Below are 21,210 nucleotides of genomic sequence, written 5' to 3'. Positions count from 1 at the left end.
TTCGTGGAGGGGCGTCCTGTCACAACGTAGGGAAGGTTGAGCGGTCTCACTGAACGTTGGTGGCTGGCCATTGCGTCTCACCGAAGTCTCGGTGATGGCGGCGCCGAGGACGAGGAGGTCAGCGAGAGGTGAGGCTCGCGCGGGCCGCGGTCATGAAGGCGTTCTTGTGGTCTTCGAGGTGCTTGTTGACCTCCGTGTCGCCGATCTCCCGCCACACCGCCTGGTTGAGCGCGCGACCATAGGCTCGGGCAGGGGCCTCCAGGGCGGGGTCGCAGAGCAGAACGACGTTGCGATCCGCGGTCCAGAGCTTGCTCATGGTGGCCTGGGCCTGGGTCATCCAGCCGTCCTCGTCGTCGCCCCACGGTTCCGGGCGGCTGTAGGCAGCCCGCTCGGCGTCCTGGGCGCACGCGAGGAACTCCTTGATCGCCTGCAGCTTCTCAGCCCGGCGTGCCTCGGCGGTCGCCGCCGCCTGTCGCCGCTCCTCCGCCCGTTCAGCCGACCGCTGCGTGGCGCGCTGGGTGAACGCCGTCAGCGCACCACCGAGCACGACACCTGTGAGCGAGAAGACGGATGCCGCCAGTTCCCCCGCCATGCCGATTCCCCTCCTACGACAAGTCCTTGCGCATCAGCGTGCACATGGTCTCGTACCGGCGGATCGAACCGTCGGGGGCCTCCTCGTCCCAAGCGTCGGGCTGCCGACCATAGGCCACGTAACCGAGCCGCTCGTAAAGTGCGCGCGCCCGCGGGTTTCTCTCCTCGACGCCGAGCTCGGCCCGCCGTACCCCGCGCGCCCGAATGCAACCTTCCGCAGCGCGGATCAGCAGAGTGCCGATGCCGTGCGACTGCAATGCCGGCATCACCGATAGCTGCCACAGCGTGCCCGCACCGGAGGTGACGTGGTAGTCGACGCCGCCGATCGCCACGGGAAGCTCGACCGGAGTGCAGGCCGCCAGGTAATCTACCTCGCCGACCGCTGCGCGCTCCAACTCCATGGCCACTTGCCGGAGATGATTGGCAGATCCGGACCAAGTGCAGGACGATAGATCGGCGGGTACCAAGTCGCGGACGGCGATCGGTACGACCACGTCCGTTCCATGGGTGCGATGGAAGTTCATGCCCTCATCCCAGCAGTGCAGTAGACGGCTGCACCACGGAATTTCGAACTGGCCGGTCCCCAACCTTCGGTGAGATCGCTCAACCTTCCCTACGTTGCGACGCGACAAAGGGTGTTGATCAGGTGGCCTTGAGCAGGCTGCCCTCATAGGTCCACCGGTACGGCTTGGCGGCCTCGTTGTGCCCGATCACGTAGGCTTCCAGCTTCTCGATCAGGTCGTCGCGGCTGGCGAAGTCGCCGTGCCGCACGACCCGGCGGGTCAGCGCAGAGAAGAACAACTCGACCTGGTTGAGCCACGAGGCGTGCGGCGGGGTCCATCGGACGTGCCAGCGCGGGCGGGCCGCCAGCCACGCCTTGGTGTGTTTGGCAGTGTGGGAGGAACCGTTGTCGAGCACGACGTGGATCTCCTTGCCGGGTGCGATCGTCTGATCGAGCTGGTCCAGGAAGGCGGTGAAGGTCACCGCGTCGTTGCGGGCGATCACCTCGGTGAGAACCTCACCCGTGCAAACGTCGAGCGCGGCGACGAGGGAAGCCGTGCTGTGGCGCCGGTACTCGAACTCCTGCCTGGCCGGCTTGCCGGGACGCGAGGGATACCCGGGATGACGGCGTGAGCGGGCGGCGATCGCGGTCTTCTCGTCGATCGAGAGCACCACCGCGCCCTTGGGCGGATCCAGGTAGAGGGCGCACACCTCGGCAGCTCGCTGCCAAAAGTCGGGAGTGTCCCGGCGGGTCAGCCAGCCGCGGACCTTGTGCGGCTTCAGATCCAGGTCGGCCAAGATCCGGCCGACCTGGGATGCGGAGACCGGCGCGAAGCACATGTCGGCCACCCGCTGCGCGATGGCCCGGTGCGACCAAGTCGACTCCGGATGCGGCGGCGCGCTGGTGGCGGTGGCCACGATCACCATGCGGACCTCAGGCCCATAGGCCCTCGAGCGGCCCGAGCGTTCGGCGTCCCGCAGACCATCCAAGCCCAGGGCGGCGAACCGTCCCCGCCATTTGCGCACCGTGTTCACGCTGACGTCCAGCTCCCGGGCGATCGCGCCGTTGGCGAGCCCATCCGCCGCCGCGAGCACGATTCGGGCCCGCAGCACCGCCCGCACCTCGGACCTCGCCGAAGCCACCGTTCTCAACAGCCGCTCGCGAGCCTCCGCCTTCAACACCACCGCAACCGCCGTCCCCGCCCGTCGCCCATCACGCACGGCCAACGATCATGGCGGGCCGCCGCCGCACCCGGCAGGATGGGCCCGTGCCAAAAAACCCGCCGGAATCGATGCAGCACCACCTGCGCCAGCGCCTGAACCGCCACGCCCGCGAACGCTGGCCGCACGTGGCCGCCATCGCGGTTCGCTTCCGCGCCGGATTCGCCTACGCCGCTGCTGAGTTGCCTGGCGGGCAAATCCTGCCACTGTGCCGCCTGCGCTTCACCGGTGTACTACATACCTGGGGCTTTGCCCTCTACCTGGCTAGCAACAACAGCTACCGCGACAACTTCCTGCCCAGCGGCCTGACCGCCGGTTCCCCAGAAGAAGCCCTCGACTGCGCAGGTGACCTCTACCTCAACGCTCTCGCGTCGGGTGGCTCCGGGCTGATCCAAGTGCCGACGGGACTCATTGTCCTCGTTGGCCCACCAGCATCGGGCAAGACCAGCTTCGTCCGGGCACTGATTGCGCGTCGGCAGATCGACGAGGAATCCGTGGTATCCAGCGACGCGATCCGCGCGGAGCTTCTCAGTACCTCACCCCCCGAAGCGGACTCCGACGTGGCGGACGCATGGATCTTCGAGGAACGTGACCGCAGGATCGTCGCCAGGCTCGCTACCGGACACAGCGCAGTCGCCGAGTCCACGAACGTCACCCCGCAGGCGCGTGCACGACTCATCAGCATCGCCAGGCGCTTCAACGCCCCGGTGACCATGCTGAGATTCAACTCGGACGTCACCGACCTCCTCCAGCAGCACGCGGGGCGAGGCCGCACCGACATCACCGCGGCAGACGTCCGCGCCTACGCCTCGATCATGATTCGACACGCCACCGCCGATCAACTGCGCTCCGAGGGCGCAACCGCCGTCTACGACGTCCCCGGACGCTGCCAAGGAACTACGCCCGCCGAAGCCGCCGCGCGATTCTCCTTCGTCTGACAGATCCGACGCGCTCAGCCTGTTCTCGGCGCCCCTCCACGAACTTGCGCGGGGCAGCACTAGTGATCACCGAGGTGTCGACCGCGACGGTTGCACGCGTCGCCGCAGAGGTTCAGTACTGCGCCATGACGAGCCGCCGATGCGTTCACCGGGGTACGTAGTGGCATCCGGTCGTGGGCGGTAGCGTCAACGACATGAAGATCGAACGCCTTGCACGTCGCTTCTCCGTCACAACGCTGACGGCGCTTTCCGGTATCCATATCACTTGGGGGCTGGGTTCGTCCTGGCCGCTGCCCGACCGTGAGGCCTTCTCGGACGCCGCGGTCGGCCGCCCGAATCCGCCGGGCCCAGAAGCGTGTTACGCGGTGGCGTGCGCACTGGGGGCCGCGGCGCTCGTTGTCGCGGGACGGCCCAAGCGGAGCCCGGCTCTGTCCCGGCTCGGCGCCGCAGGCGTGGCGGGCGTGCTCAGTGTGCGGGGCATGGCAGGGCTCTGGGGGCGTACCGATCTGCTCTCCCCCGGATCGACCTCGGCTCGCTTCCGTCGCTTGGACCGCCTCGCCTACTCGCCCCTGTGCCTCGCACTTGCGGCCTCTACGGCGATGGCCGCCGTCCGACGCAACTCCTGATCAAAAGGCAGCTCCCGGGTGGAGAGAAGTGCGCCCTCAGCCGTGTCACCCCAGCCCCTCACCGTCCCTTCGAGGAACGGCCAGTGGCCCGGCCGGTACAGGACAAGAGGTCGGACCCGAATGCTCTGCGGCATCCGTTGGTCGGCGAACTGGAACTGACCTACGCCACCCTGCGTGCCGCCGACGATCCGGACCAGGCACTGATCACGCACGCCACCTAGCTGAACACCTCGTCACGCGACGCACTTCGCTTGTTGCATGGCTGGTCCGTTCCAGCGCGCGGCGGCGGTTCCGAGTCGGCCGATTTGAACGCTGCATCAACAAGCTCAAGCAGTGGCGCGGCCTTGCCACCCGCTACGACAAGACCGCCACCATCTACCTCGCCGGACTCCACCTCGCAGCCATCTTCATCTGGTCCGCAAGGCGATCCGAAGGAACGGCCTGGGTCCAGGATCAGGTGGTCTTGGTCCGGTCCCATGTCCAGGAGCCGGTGCCGGAGTCCCAGAGTTTGTCGGGGCTGTTGAAGCCGGTGCCGGTCGAGGTGAACGTCCACAACGCGGTGTGACCACGACCGTCGGAGGTGTTGGCGTACTTGTAGAGGGCGCCCACGTCGGACTTTCCGTCGCCATTGAAGTCACCCGCCACCAACTTGCTGTTGTCCGCGGTCCAGGAGCCGGTGCCGGAATCCCACAGTTTGGCGGGGCTGTTGAAGCCGGTGCCGGTCGAGGTGAACGTCCACAAGGCGGAGTGACCACGGCCATCGGAGGTGTTGGCGTACTTGTAGAGGGCGCCCACGTCGGACTTTCCGTCGCCATTGAAGTCACCCGCCACCAGTTCACTGCTGTCCCAGTCCCACGAGCCGGTACCCGAATCCCAGACCCGGACAGGGTTGTTGAAACCGGAGCCGGTGGAAGTGAAGGTCCACAGGGCGGAGTGGTGGCGTCCGTCGGTGGTGTCGGCGTACTTGTACAGGACTGCGACGTCGGACTTATCGTCGCCGTTGAAGTCGCCTGACAGCGTCTTGCTCAGGCTCCAGTTCCACGAGCCGGTTCCCGAATCCCACTGCTTGACGGGGTTGTTGACGCCGCTGCCGTTCGAGGCCTGCAGCCACAGGGCGGAGTGGTTGGTGCCGTCGGAGTTGGTTCCGTAGTCGTACAGATAGGCCGCGTCGGACCTGCCGTCGCCGTTGAAGTCACCGGTCTTGTCCGACTTCTGGCTGAGTGCCTGGCCGATGTCAATGCGGGGGGTGCTGGCACCGGTGTACGTAGTGGGCTTTCCGGTGGCCTTCAGCAGCGTCTCGAGCGACGTGATGCTTCTGGTGGGGAATGCCTGCCGCAGGAGGGCGAAAGCGCCGGCCACATGAGGGGCCGCCATGGAGGTGCCGCTCTTGGACGCGTATCCGCCGCCGGGGACGGAGGAGACGATGCTGGTTCCGGGCGCGAAGAAGTCGAGCAGGGGACCGCGGTTGGTGAAGGCGGACAGTTCGTCGTCGTCGGTGGTGGCACCGACGGCGATCGCGGAGGAGACGCAGGCGGGCGCGGTCACCGCGTCCGTGTATCCGTTGTTCCCGGCCGCAACGACGGTGGCGACTCCGGTGTCGAGCAGCTGGTCGATCACTGCCTGGCGCGGGTCGTCCTCGCAGACGCTGGAGCTTCGGCCGCTGCCGAGGCTGAGGTTGGCCGCAACGAGCGGGGTTCCGGTCTGCTTGAGGTCCCACACCTTCTCGAGCGCCGCGAGTTGGGCGCTGGTGAAGCTCAGGACGCACGGTGTTGCGCCGGCTCCGCAGTAGTCCTCCGAGGCGAACTTACTGAAGATCTGGATGGCCACGATGTCGGCGCCGGGAGCGACACCGCGAGCCGGGGCTCCGCTGATGCCCTTGCCGCTGCCGGCGGCGATTCCGGCTACGTGTGTTCCGTGGTCGCATTCGGTGATGGTGGCGCACGGTCCGGCCTCGGAGTCGGCCGAGCCGGCGCCCTCCTGGGTCTCCGTGCCGTTGGGGCACAGGCTGGTCGCGGAGTAGTCGGCGTCGATCGGGGAGAAGCACGCCTCGGCTACTACCCGGCCCTTCAAAAAGGAATGGCTGGTGGCGACTCCGGTGTCCAGGACGGCGATCGCACTGCCTGCACCGGTCAGTCCCGCGGCCGCCGGCGACGTGCCGCCGATGAGCGGGACGCTCTCGTCGAGGGAGGGCGGTACCGGGATGTCCTCGGTGACACTGACCACGTCGCTCTGGGCTGCCAGCTTTTCCAGGCCGGACCTGTCCACCTTGACCGTGACCAACGGCAAGGACTCGAAGGACTGCATCGTCTTGCCTGTGGCGGCTGCGGCCGGCAGGTCCGCACGCTGCCTGGTGACGACGTTGACACGGACCTTCGCGCCGTTCTCGGTCCTGTCGTAGAGCGGTGGGTCGACAGAGCCGGGGGTTGCTTCAGCGGCTGTCACGGGGCTCGATGGCGCGGACGCCTGGGCCGGTATCGCAGCGGCGAGGGAGATGACGCTCATCGCGGTGACGACGGTCATCCAGCTCGTTCTCTTCATAGCGCCTCAGTGAGCAGGGGGCTTGTCCTCGGCCGGCCGGTGGGGAGGCAGGCGTGACTCAGCCCGGAGCGATGTGTGGGGAGCAGGAGTGTGGTGGTGAAGGTGGTGCGGGGGTGCGCCGGTGAGGGGAGCCGGGCGACGCGAGGTCCGCGTCCCCGGCTCCGTCTCATCGATGGGCGTACGTTGACCCTGTCGCGCGGCACGCTGTCAGAGCGGCGGCCTCGATCAGGTCGCGTTGGCACCGTTCTTGGGGTTGCCCTTCCAGCCCACGGCCTTGTAGTAGCCGTATGCGACGGCAACGCACTTGGGCCGCTTGGTAATGAAGTAGGCCTTGCAGCTGTATGTCTTCATCGTCGTGTAGAAGGCGCTGTCGACGTTCGACTTCTTGCTGCGGTCCAGGTAGTACTTGTAGCCCTTGTACGTGTTGCCGATCAGGCCGTAACCGTAGTCGTGCATGTCGCACGCGGTCAGGAAGTTGAAGCCGAGGGGCTTGCTGATGTTGGGGCCGGGAGTGCTGCAGCCGTCGTTGATGATGCCGACGACCCAGTGCCCGGTCGGAGTCTGTCTCCACAGCGGCCGGTGCCAGCCGTAGTGCGCGGCCCACGCGGCGCACCCCTCCTCGAGGTACCACAGCCAGTCCGTCGCGCGGTTGCAGTGGCGGGGATAGGCCTGCGGGTCGGTGATCTCTCCGGTGGAGAAGTCCGTTGCCGGCGGGGCGGTGGCGGCCTCGTTGGTGATGTCGGCCGCACCCACAAAGGGTGATTCGGAAGTCGGGCGCGCGGGGCCGACAGGCTCGACGTTCGGCGAGGCGGAACTGCCGGGGAAGGTCAGGTCCCAGGTGCCGTTGGACGTCGAGGTGACGTCGGAGACACGCCCGGTGGTGTCGTAGGCGTATGAGGAGACCGGCTCGGTGCCCTCTGCCGGGTTGGCCACCGAACGCAGCAGACCGGAGGCGTCGTAGGCGTACCGCGCGAGCGTCTGCGTTGTCGCGCCGGTGGTGACGCTGATCTCCTTGGCACGCCCGCTGTACTCACCGAGCGTCGTGCCGCTGGCCGTCGTGGCGGTTGAGTAGGTGACCTTCAGTGACTGCTGCGGGGCTTCGGCGGCGGCTGCCTCTGTAATGGTGGCGACGCGACCCTTGCTGTCGTAGCCGATGGCGGAGAGGCTGCCGTCGGTCAGGTTGCCCACGTTGGTGACGCGCCAGGTGTCGGTGCCCGGGGCGGTCTGCTTCCAGGTGTAGGTGGGGGTCAGTCTGTCGAGGGCGAGGGGTGCGTCGGCGTCCGTGTCGGCCGACAGGTCCTCGTCCGCGGCCGATGCGCTCACGCTGACGACTTCGGCGATGGTGGAGACCAGCGTGCCGGTGGCCTCGTCGAACCTGGTGGTCTCGGTGAGCTTGTCGCCCTCGGCGGTCGCGTACTTCTTGACGCCTCCGCCGCTCGGGGAGTCGACGCTGCTCTTGAGCGTATAGGTGATCGGGGTGTCGGTCGTGAGGTCGGTGATGACGACGGAGTTGGACTTGTGCTCCAACTGGCGGTCGAGCTGGCCGCCGACGAACTGGGCTTCCCAGCCCGGACCGAACACGCCCATGTCGGTGCGGGACGCGGGTGCGGACTCCGGTCTGGCGACATCGCCCGTCCGGGCGCTGACTGTGTGACTGCGGCTCATGAGGCCTTCTGTCACGTCTGTTTCGTAGATCTCGAAGGACTTGTCGGCCGTCGAGTACAGACCGGGTCCGACTTGCTGGATCGTGCCCTCCGCCAGCGGCGGGTCGACGACGGTGGCGGTCTCGACGGGCGATGCACCTGACGGTGCGGCCCCGGCCATCTGCGATGGGAGCAGCAGAGATAAGGACAGTGCGGCAAACACGGGCAGCGCAATGCGGCGCACGAGTTCCCCCCTCGTGTTGGAATTGTGAATGATCGCTCAAGGAACGGTGCGGACAGTAGATCAGGCCGGAGCTGTTGCACAACCCCTCGCGAAATAAGGGGAGTTGGGCACGCGCCAGACGCTGAGGCAAGGCTGTCCCGCTACTCATCACACATGAGTACGCGTACTCATGCGGAACGCGGAACACAGGCCCGAGACTTCGCGCATGACACGCAGCCCTGCCTCCATCAGCGCCTTAGCCCGCCCGCAACACATCCTCGTGACGGCCGCTCTCGCCGCTCTGGCGCTTACCGGGTGCGGAAGCGATGCTGCAAGGGGCGATGGATCACAGGTCGGTCGACCCGGGAACGCCGACTCCAAGGCCAGCGCTACGTTGTCGGCCGAACAGGCGGCGTTCGCGCACATGCTCGACAAGGTCGCGCAGTCATGTCCCGCGACCGACAACAAACTGTCGTCGCAACCCTCTGGCCAGGACACGTCGGGACCGGCCTTCAAGAGACCGACCGGGGCCACCGGCGACCAGAGCGCTCCCTCCGGCCAGACTCCTCCGCCCGATCCGATCGAGCCGGGCGCCCCCACTGGACCGGAGGCAGAACTAAGCGACCGCGACAGGTGTGCGAGCGTCCAGCACGAACAGCGCATCATCGAGGCGTTGCAGGCGGTCTCGAAGCCCAACCCCGACAAGGTCCGCGAGGCTCTCAACCGCCTCGGGTACATCGACGAACGCATCCACGGCCTCAAGCAGGCCGGTCGGGCCACGCACTTCCTCCTCGATCTACGCGAGAACGGCGGCCGACTCTGCGAAACGGGCCGGGCGGCAGACGATCAGACGGAAGTGACTGCGTGCACGGCTCCGGCCACCGGCGCGTTCACCGTCACCGACCCCGGCTCGACAAGGTGACGCCAGGCGGTGAAAGCCCGGCTGGCGCTTGCCAGTCGGCGTAGACGAGCAGGCGTGCCCGTTCGGAGAAGAAGCACAGGTCGACACCAAAGGCCTCGGTGAGGCGCGGTGGGACGGGGGACGTCAGAGGGCGGGAATCGTGCTCCATCTGGTTCAGGTACCTGGACGAGATGGCGAGGACGCGGCCGGCTCCGCCTGAGTGATTCGCCGTTCCTCGCGCAGGCGGCGCAGCCGGCGCAGCCGCGCTCTCGCCTGGATCTTGCTCACGCCTTCCTCCGTCCTGCCATTGGTGTGCCCCGGTTCTCCGTGTGCGCCCGCACTGGTCGACGTGGGCGGGGAACTCGTTCCTCGCACGGTACGAGGGCAGGCAGCCTTCGCGCCTGGAGGAACTCTCGCTGGTCGGCGATCCGGACGAGCTCCTGTGAGACCATCCGCGTCCTTACCGCCGATCACGCCGACCTGCAGGCAGCGGACGACACTGCCCTGTTGCTCGCCCACATCCGCCCATTGCGCGACGATGTGGTCGCTGAGTGGACGTTCCCTGCCAACCCGGCCGCGGTCGCCGACGCACGAGCCGCAGCCCTCGCCAAGCTTGCGGAGTGGGGGCTGACGGATATGGACTTCGCTGTCGAACTGATCGTCAGCGAACTGGTCACCAATGCCGTCCGGTACGCGGGCGGGCCGATCGGTCTACGGCTCATCTGCCACGCCATGCTCGTGTGCGAGGTCGTCGACCCGAGTAATACTCAGCCCCGGCTGCGTCGCGCGTCGACCGGCGACGAGGGCGGGTGAGGGCTGTTTCTGGTTGCCCAGCTGAGCAGTCGTTGGGGGAGCAGATACGGGCGATCGGGGAAAACCATCTGGGCCGAACTGGAGACGCTTGGTTGAGACGTGCCGCGGGACCCAGGACGCTAACGCCGTGTGGGCAGGTTCAGTTGCCAGGAAACGCCGAACCGGTCGTTGACCCAGCCGAACTTGGCGCTGAATCCGTAGTCGCCCAAGGGCATGAGCACGGCACCCCGTTCGACAAGGGCCGCGAAGAGGCGGTCCAACTCGGCTTCGGAATCGCATTGTACGAAGAGGGAGACTGCGGGAGTGAAGGTGAAGTCGTGCTGCGCGGGGCTGTCGATGCACATGAATTCCTCGCCCGCGAGCGTGAACGTGGCGTGCTGCACGCTCCCGGGCCTGCCGGGACCATTGGCACCGTAGCGGGTGATGCTGACGACGTCGGCGTCGTCGAAGACAGAGGTGTAGAAGGTCATCGCGTCCTCGGCGTTTCCCTCGAACATCAAGAACGTGGTGATCTTCTTCGACGACACGATGTCCATGGCGCTGACTCCTCGGGCGCGACCAGGCAGTGGGGGAAGGGCCAGGTTACTGACGTCGTAGCCGTGATGCCTTCAGGTTGAGGCCGGTGTCGGCTGGGGCGCCCGCTGTCGCCCACTGGGCGGCGGGCCGTCTCACGCCGCTGACAAAGAGAAGACCAGGTCAAAGGGGGCGGCAGTGAGGAACGAAACGGGCAAGACGGCGAAGCCGATCCCGGACGGGAGGAACGACGGCGGGTGAGGCGCCAACGCAAGCTCCGGCTGAGGGCCGCCTTCCTGGGGCGTTCGAGGGGTGGGCAGACCAGCAAGGTCCACCTGGCCGCCGACCGCAGATGCCGGCCGCCGGCGTTCGTCCTGACCGCGGGCCAGGCCGCCGACAGTCCGCAGTTCATCCCCGTCCTGGCCAAGGTGCGGGTCCGCGGTCCGGTCGGCCGTCCCCGCACCCGGCCCGACGCAGTCACCGGGGGCCAGGCTCACTCCTCCCGCGGCAACCGCGCCCACCTGCGTAGACGCGGCCGCAGGGCCGTCATCCCGGAGAAGAAGGACCAGACCGGCAACCGGAAGAAGAAGAGTTCCCGGGGTGGGCGGCCCGTCGGCCCCGGCGCCGAGCTCTACAAGGAAAGGAACACCGTCGAGCGTCTGATCAACAGGCTCACTGCATGGCGCGGCATCGCCACCCGCTACGACAAGACTCCCGACAGTCACCTCGCCGGGCTTTACCTCCGTGCCTCGATGATCTGGATCAAGGTCCTCGCCCGGGCCGCTCAATGATCACGACTCGTCTGTTACTCCGCCGGTGACCAGGGAGCGGAGCGCAAGTGCGCGACGCTGCGTCGGTCTCGGCCCTCCGGAGGTCCGCCAGCCGCTTTGCCCACCGCGACCATGGAGACGATCACCCAGCCCGGGTTCGGGTCCAGCTCCTTGGTGAGCCCTTCCAGGTCGAAGGCCCGGAATTGATGCGCGGCCAGTCCCATGGCCTGGGCCTGAACAGTCATGTGGGCGATGGCCTGGCCGAGGTCGTAGTCCGCGAACTCGGAGTAGAGCAGCTGCGTGTCATCGACGTGCCGGCGCGTCAGCGTAACGACGAGCAGGCCCGCGTCCGTCGCCCAGCGGGCCGAGCTCGGCGCAAGGTGAGGGAGCACCCGGTCGTGCTCCGGCTCACCAGGCCTGCCGATGAAGAAGCCCCACGGCTGGGAGTTCCCCGCCGACGGTGCCCACCGCGCGGCTTCCAGCAGCAGCTCGAGGGCGTAGTCGTCAACAACCGCCGAGGGATCGAACCGGTAGGGGCTGAAACGCCCGGCAAGCAGTGGGTGTATGCCGCTGGGCGGCTCCTGAGGATGGTGCATGTTCCGCTGCAACCGGCGACCGCACGTGTGTATTCCGGCGCACTTGATGCCCCGGAACGACCAGGAATCCGCGGTCGGCTGACTGTGCCACCCGGGAGTTCGCCGTACGGAGGCCCGGCGCGTTCAGGGTGCGGCTGGACCCGGTGGCCGAGACCTGCCTCGTCCACCGGGCAGCTGAGGGCAGGACCTCCCGAAACGGACAACAATGTCTGAAGCGAGCCTCTGCTAGCAGAAGTTCAAGCTCATCAGACGCTTGAGTCAAAGGGCATCCAGAACCTTGAGGATCTCCCCTTCACCGCTTGACGTGATAGAGCAGCACCGAGGGAGGCGGCTGCCGAGTAGGGTGAGGGCAGCCCAGGGAAATCACTGCACTACGACTCTGTCTTCCGCCGAAGTCGACGGCCCGGTGGTGGTGTTGCCGTAGTACACCCACCGCCACGTTCCCGTCTTGGACGCCTTCACGGTCGTCTTGAGATCACCCGAACCGTTCGCATACACCTTTTTCACCGTGGTGTAGGACGTGGCTCTGGTGGGCTTGAACTGCAGGCTCACCAGGCGGCCTTCGTAGGACGCGTACCTTCTGGTCTCCCAGTTGGCTCGCGTGACCTTTCCGGTCACGGTGACGGTGCTGCCCTGGGCCACCGGCTCGGGTGAGGCGTTCACGGTCAGGCGGGAGTTGCGCTTCACGTAGACCGTGAGGCCCTCGTCGTCAGTGTCACCGCCGCCGCCCTGGAAGTACACCTCGGCCGCGACCTTCCAGGCTCCGGCCTCACTGTTGTGCATGTCCCACACGCTCGGGTCAAAGGACATGGTCTCGTTGAAGTCGCAGACGCCCGAGCTCACCCTGATGCAGTCGCTCGTCTCGACGGCGTGCCACAGCCGGTCACCCGTACTGCCGCGGTACAGAAACACCGCCGGCCACTTCCAGGTGTGAGTGGTCGCCATCCTGAAGGAGGTGGGCACCGCGACCTCGTTCGACACCCCGATCACGATCGGCTTGCCGTCGTTCACCTGGACGCGGGTGAACGAGGCCCCGCCTTCGGCCGCGCCGGCCGGGACCGTGGCCAAGCCGATGAACGATGCGGCCGCGCCGCCGGCCACGACAGCTCTCCAGAGCTTCTTCCCCACTTGATCTCCCATCTGTGTTCCGAAAAGCGCGGCAGACATACCCGCCGACACGATTCCCAGACAGCCGGGGTACACGCGGGGTTGTACAGCTGTGGATCACGATCGGGCATCAGGCGAGCTTCGCGTCACGCCCGGCCATGCGCCATGCATCGGAAGGCTGCGATGATCCCTGGCATGGACATCATATGTGGGAGGGCCACAGCGGCAGCGCTGACGGCCATCGTGGTCATGGGTGTGAGCGGCTGTGGTGGGGACGCCGATGCCGACGCGGAACACAAACCGGGCGTCGCGGTGGCTCCGGCCTTCAGGGCGGCGTCCAGTACGTTCCAGGGCCAGGTCGAAGCTGGTAGCTGCGAGTCGATGGAGCCGGATTCGTGCTGGGGTGAGATGCAGGCCCTCATGAAGTCGGCCCGGACTCTGCGGAAGGCGATGAACGGCGAGGAGACCGTGAGCGCCGACTTCTGGACGGAGGCGTACACGCTGATCGACACCATGGAGGGAGGCGTTGCCGAGGGTCAGGACCTCGGGGGAGCGGGGGAGGGGGAGAGCGTGGACGCGGCGGCAGCCCGGTCCAACCGGGACGAGGTGTTCGGGTCCGGCCATCAGCTGTCCGACTGGCTGGACGAGCACCCGATCAAGTAGCGGACGCTCTTCAAATCTTGGCCCGGGCCGATCGTAGGGTCGGCCCTGTGACCGGAAAGGGCGTAGGCCGGAAGCCGACCTGCTGCGATCCCGTCGTCCGGTGCCGCGGTACGCGAGCCGATAGCGGTGTCACCCGGTAGCGGGCCGCCGGCGCACTTGGGGTGACGCACCGTGCGCCGGGACGCTCCACAGCCCGGTGCGTCCGGCACCCGGCTGGGCGCCCGTACAACCATCGGCCTCGGGGACGGGTCTGCCGTGTCATGCGAAGACTCATCGTCGCCGGCGCCGCGCTGCCGGCCGCCCTCGCGGCCTCCGTCCTTCTACCTCCGGCCGCCGCCCACGCCCGCACACCAGCGCCCTCCGCCGACTTCAACGGCGACGGCTACGGTGATCTCGCCGTCTCCGCGCCCGGCGCGGCGATCGACGGGCACATCCTGGCCGGGGCGGTCGTCGTCGCCTACGGCTCGTCCGCCGGGATCAAGTCCTCGCGGACGACGATCGTCAGCCAGAACACACCGCGCGTGCCCGGTATCGCCGAGGCGTTCGACCGCTTCGGCGCGTCCACCGCGGCTGCGGACTTCAACAAGGACGGATACACCGATCTGGCGGTCGGCTCGCCCGGCGAGGACGTCCCGCGCGGTGACGACTGGGGCTCGGTCACGGTGCTGTGGGGCAGCCCGAAGGGACTCGGCGCGGGCGGGGCACTGAGCCAGCCACTGGGCATCGAGCAGACCGGATTCGGCACTGCGGTCACCGCCGGGGACTTCGACGGGGACGGCCATGCCGACATCGCGGCGAGCACGGGCAGCGGCACCCACCTGTGGCTCTACCTCAACCGGAGCACCGGCCAGTCCGGGGAAATGGGCTTCGTGCTCGGCGACTTCGAGGCGTCGGCGATCCCCGCCACCGGCACCGGCGTCACCGCGCTCGCCGCCGGGGACGTCGATGGCGACGGCACCGACGACCTGGCCGCCGTGACCAACCCGCTCAGCGGCTCCGGCGGCGCGCTCTACCTCTCCCCCGGGGTCCCGGCGAACCGCCGCGCGGCAGGCGATCTGCCCCCGGCACTCTCCCTCGCCATCGGCGACGTGGACGGCGACGGCCACGGCGACGTCGTGTCCGGGCAACCGTACGGGCGCGAGGAGGTGAACGGCGCCGGGGACGGCGGCAGCGTGACCGTGCTGCGGGGTTCGGCGCAGGGCGTCGACGGCCGACGGGCGGTCGTGATCACGCAGAACACCACCGGGGTACCCGGGGTCGTCGAGGAGCGCGACCGCTTCGGTTGGTCCGTGGAGCTCGGCGACGTCAACCGGGACGGACGCGCCGACCTGGTCACCGGCGCCGTCGACGAGGGCGTGGGCCTGACGGGCTTCACCGGCTCCGTCACCGTGCTCCCGGGCTCCGCGAAAGGCGTGACCGGCGCCGGCTCGTACGCCTTCCACCAGGACACCCCGGGCGTGCCCGGCGTCGCGGAGTCCCGCGACTCCTTCGGCGAGGCCGTGGCGCTGGCCGACACCGACCGCGACGGGCGGCTCGACCTGGCCGTCGGCGCGCCCGGCGAGAACGGTTGGTACGGCGCACTCACCTCGTTGCGCGGAGACGGCGCGCGGATCACCTTCACCCGCGCGGTCGGCTTCAGTGCGGAGACCATCGGGCTCGCCACCGGCGAGGACTGGTACCCCGAGTTCGGGGCGCCGATCAGCGGCTGAGCCCGGATGCTCAAGGAAGGGGGCGCGTTCCGGTGCGCACACCACCGGGACACGACCCCTTGCCGTTCCCAACGCGGGCCGACACGCGGCGGGTTGCGAGGTGATCACGCCTGCGAGACCGAATCGGAGGTCGACGTCAATCAGGTTCTGGCCGCGCGGACCGCGCCGAGCGGGGGACAAGGGACGCCCGCTGCGCACCTGTGACTGGCGCTGACCGGGTACGCGAAGGGGCCCCGCGACCGGACCGGTCGCGGGGCCCCTTCGCGGACGGGCGGTTATTCCGTCTTGATCGCTGTCAGCATGTTCAGCCGAGCGGCGCTCCGCGCCGGCCACAGCGAGGCCAGCACACCGACGACTCCGGCCAGCAGCAGGAAGATGCCGATCCGCTCCCACGGCAGGACCAGGGTGTAGTTCGGGACGCTGGAGCGGATCGTCTCGCCGATCGCCCAGGCCAGGAACGTACCGAGACCGATGCCGATCACCGCGCCGAAGAGCGAGATGACGACCGCCTCCAGGCGGATCATGCGCTTGACCTTGCCGCGGTCCAGGCCGATCGCCCGCAGCATGCCGATCTCCTGCTGGCGTTCGAAGACGGACATGGCGAGGGTGTTGACGACGCCGAGCACCGCGATCAGCAGGGCCATGGCGAGCAGCCCGTACATGATGTTCAGCATCGTGTTGATCATGCCGCCGAACATGTCGCGGATGCCCTGGCGGTCCATGACGCTCATCGCCGGGTTGTCGCCGAGCGCGTCCACGAGCGCCTGCTCGTTGGCCTCGCTCGCGCCGCCGTCCGTCTTCACCCAGATCTCGGGGATGTACGGCTTGGGCTCGAAGGGCGCGACCAGCGAGGTCGGCACCACGATCGGCGAGAGGAACTCGTTGTCCTGGTAGATCGCGCCGACCGTCATGGTCTTCGTCGCCGACTTGCCGCCGTCCTGGTCGTCGCCGACCGTCACGGTCAGCTTGTCGCCGGCCTTCCAGCCGTTGGACTTCGCGGTCTTCTCAGCGACGGCGATCCCGCCCTTGCCGAGGGTGTCCATCGATCCGGAGAAGAGCTTGAGGTCGAAGACCTGCTGCACGTCGCCGGGGGTGACCGCGGAGGCGGAGTGGTAGGTGCCCTTCACCTTCACCGAGGTGGCCTGCTGCGGGGAGACAGCGGTGACGCCGTCGGCCTTCTCCAGCGCGGTCAGCGCGGACTTGTCGAGGGCACCGCCGCCCGCCATGGTGACCATGTAGTCGGCACGGATGTTGTCGGTGGTCATCTTGTCGATGGCCGCGCCCAGCGTGACACCCATGACGGTGAGGCCGGTGACCAGCGTGAGCCCGATCGCCAGCGCCGAGGCGGTGGCTCCGGTACGGCGCGGGTTGCGCACCGCGTTCTTGCCGGCGAGCTTGCCGGACACTCCGAACACACGGTGCAGCAGTGGCCTGGCGAGCGCGATGACCGGGCGGGACAGCAGCGGGATCAGCACGATGATGCCGATCAGCGCCAGGAAGGCACCGGCACCGATGAGCATGCGGCCGGTGTCCTTGCCGACGGCGGCGCCGCCGAAGATGGCCGCGGCACCGCCCAGCGTGATGATGCTGCCGAGGGTGTTGCGCACGACCAGCGACTTGGTGCTGGCGGGCAGATGGGCGCTGCCCATGGCCGCCACCGGCGGAATTTTCGCGGCCCGGCGGGCGGGCAGCCAGGCGGCGAGAACGGTGATCAGAACACCGACGCCGAGGGCGGCGAGCACCGCGGTGGGGGAGACGACCAGCGGTCCGGCCGGGACCTTGGCGCCGAACGAGCCCATGGCGGACCGCAGTCCGGTGGCGAGTCCGATGCCGAGGGCGAATCCGACGACGGAGGCGACCACGCCGACGACCATGGCCTCGAGGATCACCGAGCGCTTGACCTGCCTGCGAGAGGCGCCGACCGCCCGCAGCAGGGCGAGTTCCCTGGTGCGCTGGGCGACCAGCATGGTGAAGGTGTTGGCGATCAGGAAGACGCCGACGAACAGGGCGATGGCGGCGAAGGCCAGCAGCATCGTGTTGAGATTGCTCAGCCCTGACTCGATGTCCTTCGCCTGCTTGTCGGCGAGCGCGCGGCCGGTCTGCGCCTCGGAGTCCTTCGGCAGCAGCGGCCGGACGGCGTCGAGGAGCTTCGCGTCGGACGCGCCCGGCTCGGAGGCGATGGTGACGTCCTGGTAGTACCCCGGCTGGAGGTACAGCTTCTGGGCCACGGCGGTGTCGAACAGCACGAGGCTGCCACCCGCGTTCACGGCGCCGTCCTCGGTCGTGAAGACGCCGGCGAGGGTGTACTCCTTCACGGGCCCGTTGGTGGCGACGCGCACGGTGTCGCCGACCTTGTACTCGCCTTTGGTTGCGGAGTCCTTGTCGAGAGCGATCTGGTCGTCCTTCACCGGGCCCGAGCCGTCGGTGAAGGTGTACGCCCGGTCCTCTGCGTTCTTGCCGTTCTTGCCCGGGGCGTAGTTGGAGCCGGTGTTGGACCAGCCGTTGCCGATCAGCTTGCCGTCCTGGTCGGCGACCCCGGCGAAGCCGGAGACCCGCCCGGTGGCCTCGGCGACGCCGTCCAGACCACGGATTCTGTCCAGGGTCGCGCTGTCGATGCCGGACTTCTTGCCGTCGTCCTGGACGCCGTACGTGGTGACGGCGACGGCGACGTCGTCGTAGCTCTTGGCCGACTGGTTGCGGTAGGCGCTGCCCAGGGTGTCGGTGAAGACGAGGGTGCCGGAGACGAAGGCCACGCCGAGCATGACGGCGAGCACGGTCATCAGCAGTCTGGCCTTGTGCGCAAGCACATTGCGCAGGGCGGTACGGAACATGTCTGTGTCAGTCCTGTGGTGAGAGCCGGAAGTCGACGGATCGGCGGATGGTCAGCTGGTCCGGCCCTTGGCGTCGAATGCCTTCATGCGGTCGAGGACGCCGTCCGCGGAGGGCTGGATCATCTCGTCGACGATCCGGCCGTCCGCGAGGAAGATGACCCGGTCGGCGTAGGAGGCGGCCACCGGGTCGTGGGTGACCATCACCACCGTCTGGCCCAGCTCCCGTACGGAGTTGCGCAGGAAGCCGAGCACCTCGGCGCCCGCCCGGGAGTCCAGGTTTCCGGTCGGCTCGTCGCCGAAGATGATCTCCGGCTGGGAGGCCAGGGCGCGGGCGACGGCGACGCGCTGCTGCTGACCGCCGGAGAGCTGGGTCGGGCGGTGGCCGAGGCGGTCGTGCAGACCCACCATGTCGATGACCTTCTGGAGCCACGTCTTGTCGGGCTTGCGGCCCGCGATGTCCATGGGGAGCGTGATGTTCTCCAGGGCGGTCAGCGTCGGGAGCAGGTTGAACGCCTGGAAGATGAAGCCGATCTTGTCGCGGCGCAGCTGGGTGAGCTGCTTGTCTTTCAGGGTGCCGAGTTCGGTGTCACCGATGCGCACGGATCCGGAGCTGAAGGTGTCGAGGCCGGCCACGCAGTGCATCAGCGTGGACTTGCCGGAGCCCGAGGGGCCCATGATTGCGGTGAACTGCGCCTGCTGGAAGTCGACGGTGACCCGGTCGAGGGCGACCACCTGGGTCTCGCCCTGGCCGTACACCTTGGACAGGTCCGTGGCGCGGGCGGCCACGGCGGTGGCGTGGTGTGCGATGAGCGTGGTGGTCACGGGAGGGCTCCTGGTCACAGGGGGTGAGCATCGGGGACCACCCCATCGTGTCTGCCCCGCGGCCGCGGATCGTCAGTCCCGGTGCCCGTTCCCGGGGCCCTCTTGAGTCGGACCACGCACTCCGTCTCTCCTCCTCTGGTATGACGGCGACCCCGAGAGGGGGCGAATTCCAGTGTTGCTGCAACACAGGTGATCAACTCACACTCCTCTCGCCCGTGCCAGTACTGCACCGGTCTTTGCCGTCACTGCTCGGCGGATCTTCGATTGGGCCCGCTCGGGGCCGCCGCGCGGATGCCGACCCCGTAGGCCCGCTCGGAGGAGCGGCGCCGGTGAGGGCGGGGTGGCGGACACGGTCGCACCGACCGCAACCGGTGCCCCCGCGCACGCGTCGCACCACATATGCAACGCGTATGGCTTCTCGCCCTCATCCCGCTGACGATCGGCGTGGTCTTCCTCGGCTTCGGCGCGTACGGACTCCGCCGTGCCGCTGCGCTGCGCCGCGGGGGTGTCACGGCTGAGGGCCGGATCGTCCGCCACGACGTCAGGCGGGACCACGAAGGCGCCACCTACCACCATCCGGTCGCCGCGTGGACGGCCCGGGACGGACGCGCGTGCGAGTACGCGTCCAGGCTCGGCCGCGGTTCCGTCGCGCGGGCCTTCCGTGTGGGGGCGTGTGTCACGGTCCGCTACGACCCGCGGAATCCCCGCCGGTGTGCCATCCAGGGCTGGGACGCACCGACCGTCGACCGGGTGTTCACGGCCGTGGGAGCCCTGCTCACCGTGGGCACGCCGGCGGTGCTGCTCGTCCGGCTCTTCACTCTCTGACCGCGGACCCCGGGTGTCGACGGTGAGACGGCGCCGGTCCTGCGCACCCTCAACGCCCTGCCGCCCGAGCACCGTTGGGACCGCGTGCCCGGGGTGACGCTGCTCGGTGACGCCGCCCACCTCTCGGCCCCGAACGGCGTAGAGCCAACCTGGCCATGTACGACGGCGCCGAACTCGCAGAAGCCATCGCCGCGCACCCGGACGACACCGAGGCCGCGCTCGCCGCGTACGAGCAGGATGTGTTCCCCCGCAGTGCCGCGGCCGCCGACGATGGCGCCCGGCTGCACGAACTTCTCTTCGGCGACGACGCGCCCCACGGCCTCATCGACATGTTCGCCGGGGCCGAGCAGCACCGGTAGGTCACTCGCGAACACCGGTCCGTCCAAGGGTTCAACTCCCTGACACAACCGTCGTACGACCTGTTCCGCGGCAAGACCCTGCGCGACAGCACCGTGCAGCAGGGATTCGTCTTCGACAACGTCAACCGCCGCCTGTTCGTCGTCCAGCGCCGTGACGGCACGTCGGAGACGGCCGGCGACCTGTGCGTGACCCAGCTCGACTTCGACGGCAACCAGGTCGGGTACATGTACCTCACCGGTTTCGGTCACGGGGTGTCCATAGGTGCCCAGGCCGTCGGCACCTCCACGTACCTGTGGACGGAGACCGACGCGAGCACCAGCGGCTACGGGACGCGCCTGGCCCGCTTCAAGTTCACCAGCGGCACCACGCTGACGACCAGTTCCTCGGCGCTGACCAAGTACACGCCCGTGGCCGGAGCCACCTCCTACACCTGCGCGACCGACCCGGTGAACGACCGGCTGATCGTGCGTTACCTCCTCGACGGCGACCGGTACATCTCCGTGCACTCCCTGTCGGCGGCAGCGTCGGGTGACTTCAGCAGCCCGCTGTCCCGGTTCGTCATGCCCACCGTCAGCACGGCGTCGTCGGTGTTCCAGGGCTACACGGCGTACGGCCAGTATCTCTACGTCCTCACGGGCACCAGCTACGAAGCCAACGGGAACATCGTCGACTCGGAGGTCACCGCCATCGACCTCAACACCGGGAAGGTCGCCCAGGGGCCCGTTCTGACGCAGGCGGGCTCGACCCTCAGCTTCCGCGAGCCCGAGGGCATGGCCGTCTACCGGACGGTGGCCGGTGAGGTACGGCTGTTCCTCGGTTTCGCCTCCGGCGAGGCAGGCGACCGCCGCTCCAACCTCTTCTACAAGAACGCGCTCGTCTGACCCGGACAACGGCGGCGCCGCCGCGCTACGAGAACCCGGGGCCCGCCGGCGCCCCGGGGTCAGTGGCATGTCTGAGTGGTGGTGGCTGACTGGTGGTGCGCGGGGCACCGGCTGATACTGCACGGTCTTTTCAAGATC

18 protein-coding genes and 5 pseudogenes are annotated in these 21,210 nt (G+C 68.3%); 12 read left to right on the top strand and 11 right to left on the bottom strand.

Annotated features, from left to right (window positions below; genetic code table 11):
- Positions 1 to 118: 118 nt before the first annotated feature.
- From ACFYP4_RS08795 to ACFYP4_RS08785, 3 genes are all read right to left on the bottom strand, one after another.
- Positions 119 to 592 carry a hypothetical protein gene (locus ACFYP4_RS08795; RefSeq protein WP_358852367.1) on the bottom strand — a complete coding sequence of 158 codons (474 nt, stop codon included), beginning with the start codon at positions 590 to 592 and terminating at the stop codon, positions 119 to 121.
- Positions 593 to 605: 13 nt separating this feature from the next.
- A complete protein-coding gene (locus ACFYP4_RS08790) occupies positions 606 to 1,115 on the bottom strand; it encodes a GNAT family N-acetyltransferase (protein WP_358852366.1) in 510 nt (169 codons plus the stop codon).
- Between the two features lie 118 nt (positions 1,116 to 1,233).
- A complete protein-coding gene (locus ACFYP4_RS08785; protein WP_358852365.1) occupies positions 1,234 to 2,313 on the bottom strand; it encodes an IS630 family transposase in 1,080 nt (359 codons plus the stop codon).
- A 47-nt stretch (positions 2,314 to 2,360) separates the two neighbouring features.
- Here ACFYP4_RS08785 and ACFYP4_RS08780 point away from each other — a divergent pair, with 47 nt between their 5' ends.
- From ACFYP4_RS08780 to ACFYP4_RS08765, 4 genes and pseudogenes are all read left to right on the top strand, one after another.
- Positions 2,361 to 3,251: an AAA family ATPase gene (locus ACFYP4_RS08780; RefSeq protein WP_388784050.1), complete on the top strand. Its 891-nt coding sequence runs from the start codon at positions 2,361 to 2,363 to the stop codon at positions 3,249 to 3,251.
- Positions 3,252 to 3,445: 194 nt separating this feature from the next.
- The gene (locus ACFYP4_RS08775; RefSeq protein WP_358852363.1) at positions 3,446 to 3,877 is read left to right on the top strand and encodes a DUF3995 domain-containing protein; all 432 of its coding nucleotides are present in this window, start codon (positions 3,446 to 3,448) and stop codon (positions 3,875 to 3,877) included.
- Positions 3,823 to 4,098: a hypothetical protein gene (locus ACFYP4_RS08770; RefSeq protein ID WP_358852362.1), complete on the top strand. Its 276-nt coding sequence runs from the start codon at positions 3,823 to 3,825 to the stop codon at positions 4,096 to 4,098. The genes ACFYP4_RS08775 and ACFYP4_RS08770 overlap by 55 nt, the downstream gene beginning before the upstream one ends.
- Positions 4,099 to 4,184: 86 nt before the next feature.
- Positions 4,185 to 4,289, top strand: a pseudogene (locus ACFYP4_RS08765) (IS5/IS1182 family transposase); the annotation flags it as partial.
- A 41-nt stretch (positions 4,290 to 4,330) separates the two neighbouring features.
- Here ACFYP4_RS08765 and ACFYP4_RS08760 read toward each other — a convergent pair.
- Together ACFYP4_RS08760 and ACFYP4_RS08755 are read right to left on the bottom strand one after the other, a co-directional pair.
- A complete protein-coding gene (locus ACFYP4_RS08760) occupies positions 4,331 to 6,415 on the bottom strand; it encodes a S8 family serine peptidase (protein WP_388784047.1) in 2,085 nt (694 codons plus the stop codon).
- A gap of 225 nt (positions 6,416 to 6,640) precedes the next feature.
- Positions 6,641 to 8,239: a phospholipase A2 gene (locus tag ACFYP4_RS08755; protein ID WP_358852360.1), complete on the bottom strand. Its 1,599-nt coding sequence runs from the start codon at positions 8,237 to 8,239 to the stop codon at positions 6,641 to 6,643.
- A gap of 436 nt (positions 8,240 to 8,675) precedes the next feature.
- On the opposite strand from ACFYP4_RS08755, the gene ACFYP4_RS08750 reads away from it, so the two are divergent.
- Positions 8,676 to 9,203, top strand: coding sequence for a hypothetical protein (locus tag ACFYP4_RS08750; protein ID WP_358852359.1), 528 nt, complete (start codon positions 8,676 to 8,678; stop codon positions 9,201 to 9,203).
- 34 nt (positions 9,204 to 9,237) lie between these two features.
- Here ACFYP4_RS08750 and ACFYP4_RS08745 read toward each other — a convergent pair.
- Positions 9,238 to 9,470 (bottom strand): annotated as a pseudogene (locus ACFYP4_RS08745) (helix-turn-helix domain-containing protein); the annotation flags it as partial.
- Between the two features lie 204 nt (positions 9,471 to 9,674).
- Here ACFYP4_RS08745 and ACFYP4_RS08740 point away from each other — a divergent pair.
- A pseudogene (locus tag ACFYP4_RS08740) lies at positions 9,675 to 10,091 on the top strand (ATP-binding protein); the annotation flags it as partial.
- 23 nt (positions 10,092 to 10,114) lie between these two features.
- On the opposite strand, the gene ACFYP4_RS08735 reads toward ACFYP4_RS08740, so the two are convergent.
- Positions 10,115 to 10,531, bottom strand: coding sequence for a VOC family protein (locus ACFYP4_RS08735; protein WP_358852358.1), 417 nt, complete (start codon positions 10,529 to 10,531; stop codon positions 10,115 to 10,117).
- Positions 10,532 to 10,675: 144 nt separating this feature from the next.
- Here ACFYP4_RS08735 and ACFYP4_RS08730 point away from each other — a divergent pair.
- Positions 10,676 to 11,299: pseudogene (locus ACFYP4_RS08730) on the top strand (IS5 family transposase); the annotation flags it as partial.
- A 14-nt stretch (positions 11,300 to 11,313) separates the two neighbouring features.
- Here the strand turns inward: ACFYP4_RS08730 and ACFYP4_RS08725 are convergent.
- Both ACFYP4_RS08725 and ACFYP4_RS08720 read right to left on the bottom strand, forming a co-directional pair.
- Complete coding sequence (locus ACFYP4_RS08725) at positions 11,314 to 11,874, bottom strand: nitroreductase family protein (RefSeq protein ID WP_358852357.1); 561 nt, start codon at positions 11,872 to 11,874, stop codon at positions 11,314 to 11,316.
- 363 nt (positions 11,875 to 12,237) lie between these two features.
- Positions 12,238 to 13,002 carry a hypothetical protein gene (locus ACFYP4_RS08720; RefSeq protein WP_388784042.1) on the bottom strand — a complete coding sequence of 255 codons (765 nt, stop codon included), beginning with the start codon at positions 13,000 to 13,002 and terminating at the stop codon, positions 12,238 to 12,240.
- Between the two features lie 174 nt (positions 13,003 to 13,176).
- Here ACFYP4_RS08720 and ACFYP4_RS08715 point away from each other — a divergent pair, with 174 nt between their 5' ends.
- Both ACFYP4_RS08715 and ACFYP4_RS08710 read left to right on the top strand, forming a co-directional pair.
- Positions 13,177 to 13,644, top strand: coding sequence for a hypothetical protein (locus tag ACFYP4_RS08715; RefSeq protein ID WP_358852355.1), 468 nt, complete (start codon positions 13,177 to 13,179; stop codon positions 13,642 to 13,644).
- A 260-nt stretch (positions 13,645 to 13,904) separates the two neighbouring features.
- Positions 13,905 to 15,353 carry an FG-GAP-like repeat-containing protein gene (locus tag ACFYP4_RS08710; protein WP_388784039.1) on the top strand — a complete coding sequence of 483 codons (1,449 nt, stop codon included), beginning with the start codon at positions 13,905 to 13,907 and terminating at the stop codon, positions 15,351 to 15,353.
- Positions 15,354 to 15,628: 275 nt separating this feature from the next.
- Here ACFYP4_RS08710 and ACFYP4_RS08705 read toward each other — a convergent pair whose 3' ends face one another.
- On the bottom strand, positions 15,629 to 18,184 hold the full coding sequence (locus tag ACFYP4_RS08705; protein ID WP_388784037.1) for an ABC transporter permease: 2,556 nt from the start codon (positions 18,182 to 18,184) through the stop codon (positions 15,629 to 15,631).
- 51 nt (positions 18,185 to 18,235) lie between these two features.
- The gene (locus ACFYP4_RS08700; protein WP_388784034.1) at positions 18,236 to 19,006 is read right to left on the bottom strand and encodes an ABC transporter ATP-binding protein; all 771 of its coding nucleotides are present in this window, start codon (positions 19,004 to 19,006) and stop codon (positions 18,236 to 18,238) included.
- Positions 19,007 to 19,405: 399 nt separating this feature from the next.
- Here ACFYP4_RS08700 and ACFYP4_RS08695 point away from each other — a divergent pair, with 399 nt between their 5' ends.
- The 3 genes and pseudogenes from ACFYP4_RS08695 to ACFYP4_RS08685 all read left to right on the top strand — a co-directional run bounded on the left by ACFYP4_RS08695 (position 19,406) and on the right by ACFYP4_RS08685 (position 21,072).
- Positions 19,406 to 19,831 carry a DUF3592 domain-containing protein gene (locus tag ACFYP4_RS08695; protein ID WP_388784031.1) on the top strand — a complete coding sequence of 142 codons (426 nt, stop codon included), beginning with the start codon at positions 19,406 to 19,408 and terminating at the stop codon, positions 19,829 to 19,831.
- A gap of 18 nt (positions 19,832 to 19,849) precedes the next feature.
- Positions 19,850 to 20,190: pseudogene (locus ACFYP4_RS08690) on the top strand (FAD-dependent oxidoreductase); the annotation flags it as partial.
- Between the two features lie 93 nt (positions 20,191 to 20,283).
- Positions 20,284 to 21,072 (top strand): teichoic acid biosynthesis protein C, encoded by a 789-nt coding sequence (locus ACFYP4_RS08685; RefSeq protein WP_388784028.1) that lies wholly within the window; start codon positions 20,284 to 20,286, stop codon positions 21,070 to 21,072.
- Positions 21,073 to 21,210 lie beyond the last annotated feature (138 nt).

Source organism: Streptomyces sp. NPDC005551 (genome assembly GCF_042871785.1).
Lineage (GTDB): Bacteria > Actinomycetota > Actinomycetes > Streptomycetales > Streptomycetaceae > Streptomyces.
The sequence above is the reverse complement of the archived record's forward strand: the minus strand, read 5'-3'. Positions and strand labels throughout refer to the sequence as shown.

Excerpts from the sequence above, each read along its gene's own strand:
- ACFYP4_RS08735 (WP_358852358.1), bottom strand. The coding sequence starts at position 10,531 with ATGGACATCGTGTCGTCGAAGAAGATCACCACGTTCTTGATGTTCGAG.
- ACFYP4_RS08760 (WP_388784047.1), bottom strand. The coding sequence starts at position 6,415 with ATGAAGAGAACGAGCTGGATGACCGTCGTCACCGCGATGAGCGTCATC.
- ACFYP4_RS08790 (WP_358852366.1), bottom strand. The coding sequence starts at position 1,115 with ATGAACTTCCATCGCACCCATGGAACGGACGTGGTCGTACCGATCGCC.
- ACFYP4_RS08710 (WP_388784039.1), top strand. The coding sequence starts at position 13,905 with ATGCGAAGACTCATCGTCGCCGGCGCCGCGCTGCCGGCCGCCCTCGCG.
- ACFYP4_RS08775 (WP_358852363.1), top strand. The coding sequence starts at position 3,446 with ATGAAGATCGAACGCCTTGCACGTCGCTTCTCCGTCACAACGCTGACG.
- ACFYP4_RS08715 (WP_358852355.1), top strand. The coding sequence starts at position 13,177 with ATGGACATCATATGTGGGAGGGCCACAGCGGCAGCGCTGACGGCCATC.
- ACFYP4_RS08695 (WP_388784031.1), top strand. The coding sequence starts at position 19,406 with ATGCAACGCGTATGGCTTCTCGCCCTCATCCCGCTGACGATCGGCGTG.
- ACFYP4_RS08795 (WP_358852367.1), bottom strand. The coding sequence starts at position 592 with ATGGCGGGGGAACTGGCGGCATCCGTCTTCTCGCTCACAGGTGTCGTG.
- ACFYP4_RS08755 (WP_358852360.1), bottom strand. The coding sequence starts at position 8,239 with ATGGCCGGGGCCGCACCGTCAGGTGCATCGCCCGTCGAGACCGCCACC.
- ACFYP4_RS08725 (WP_358852357.1), bottom strand. The coding sequence starts at position 11,874 with ATGCACCATCCTCAGGAGCCGCCCAGCGGCATACACCCACTGCTTGCC.
- ACFYP4_RS08705 (WP_388784037.1), bottom strand. The coding sequence starts at position 18,184 with ATGTTCCGTACCGCCCTGCGCAATGTGCTTGCGCACAAGGCCAGACTG.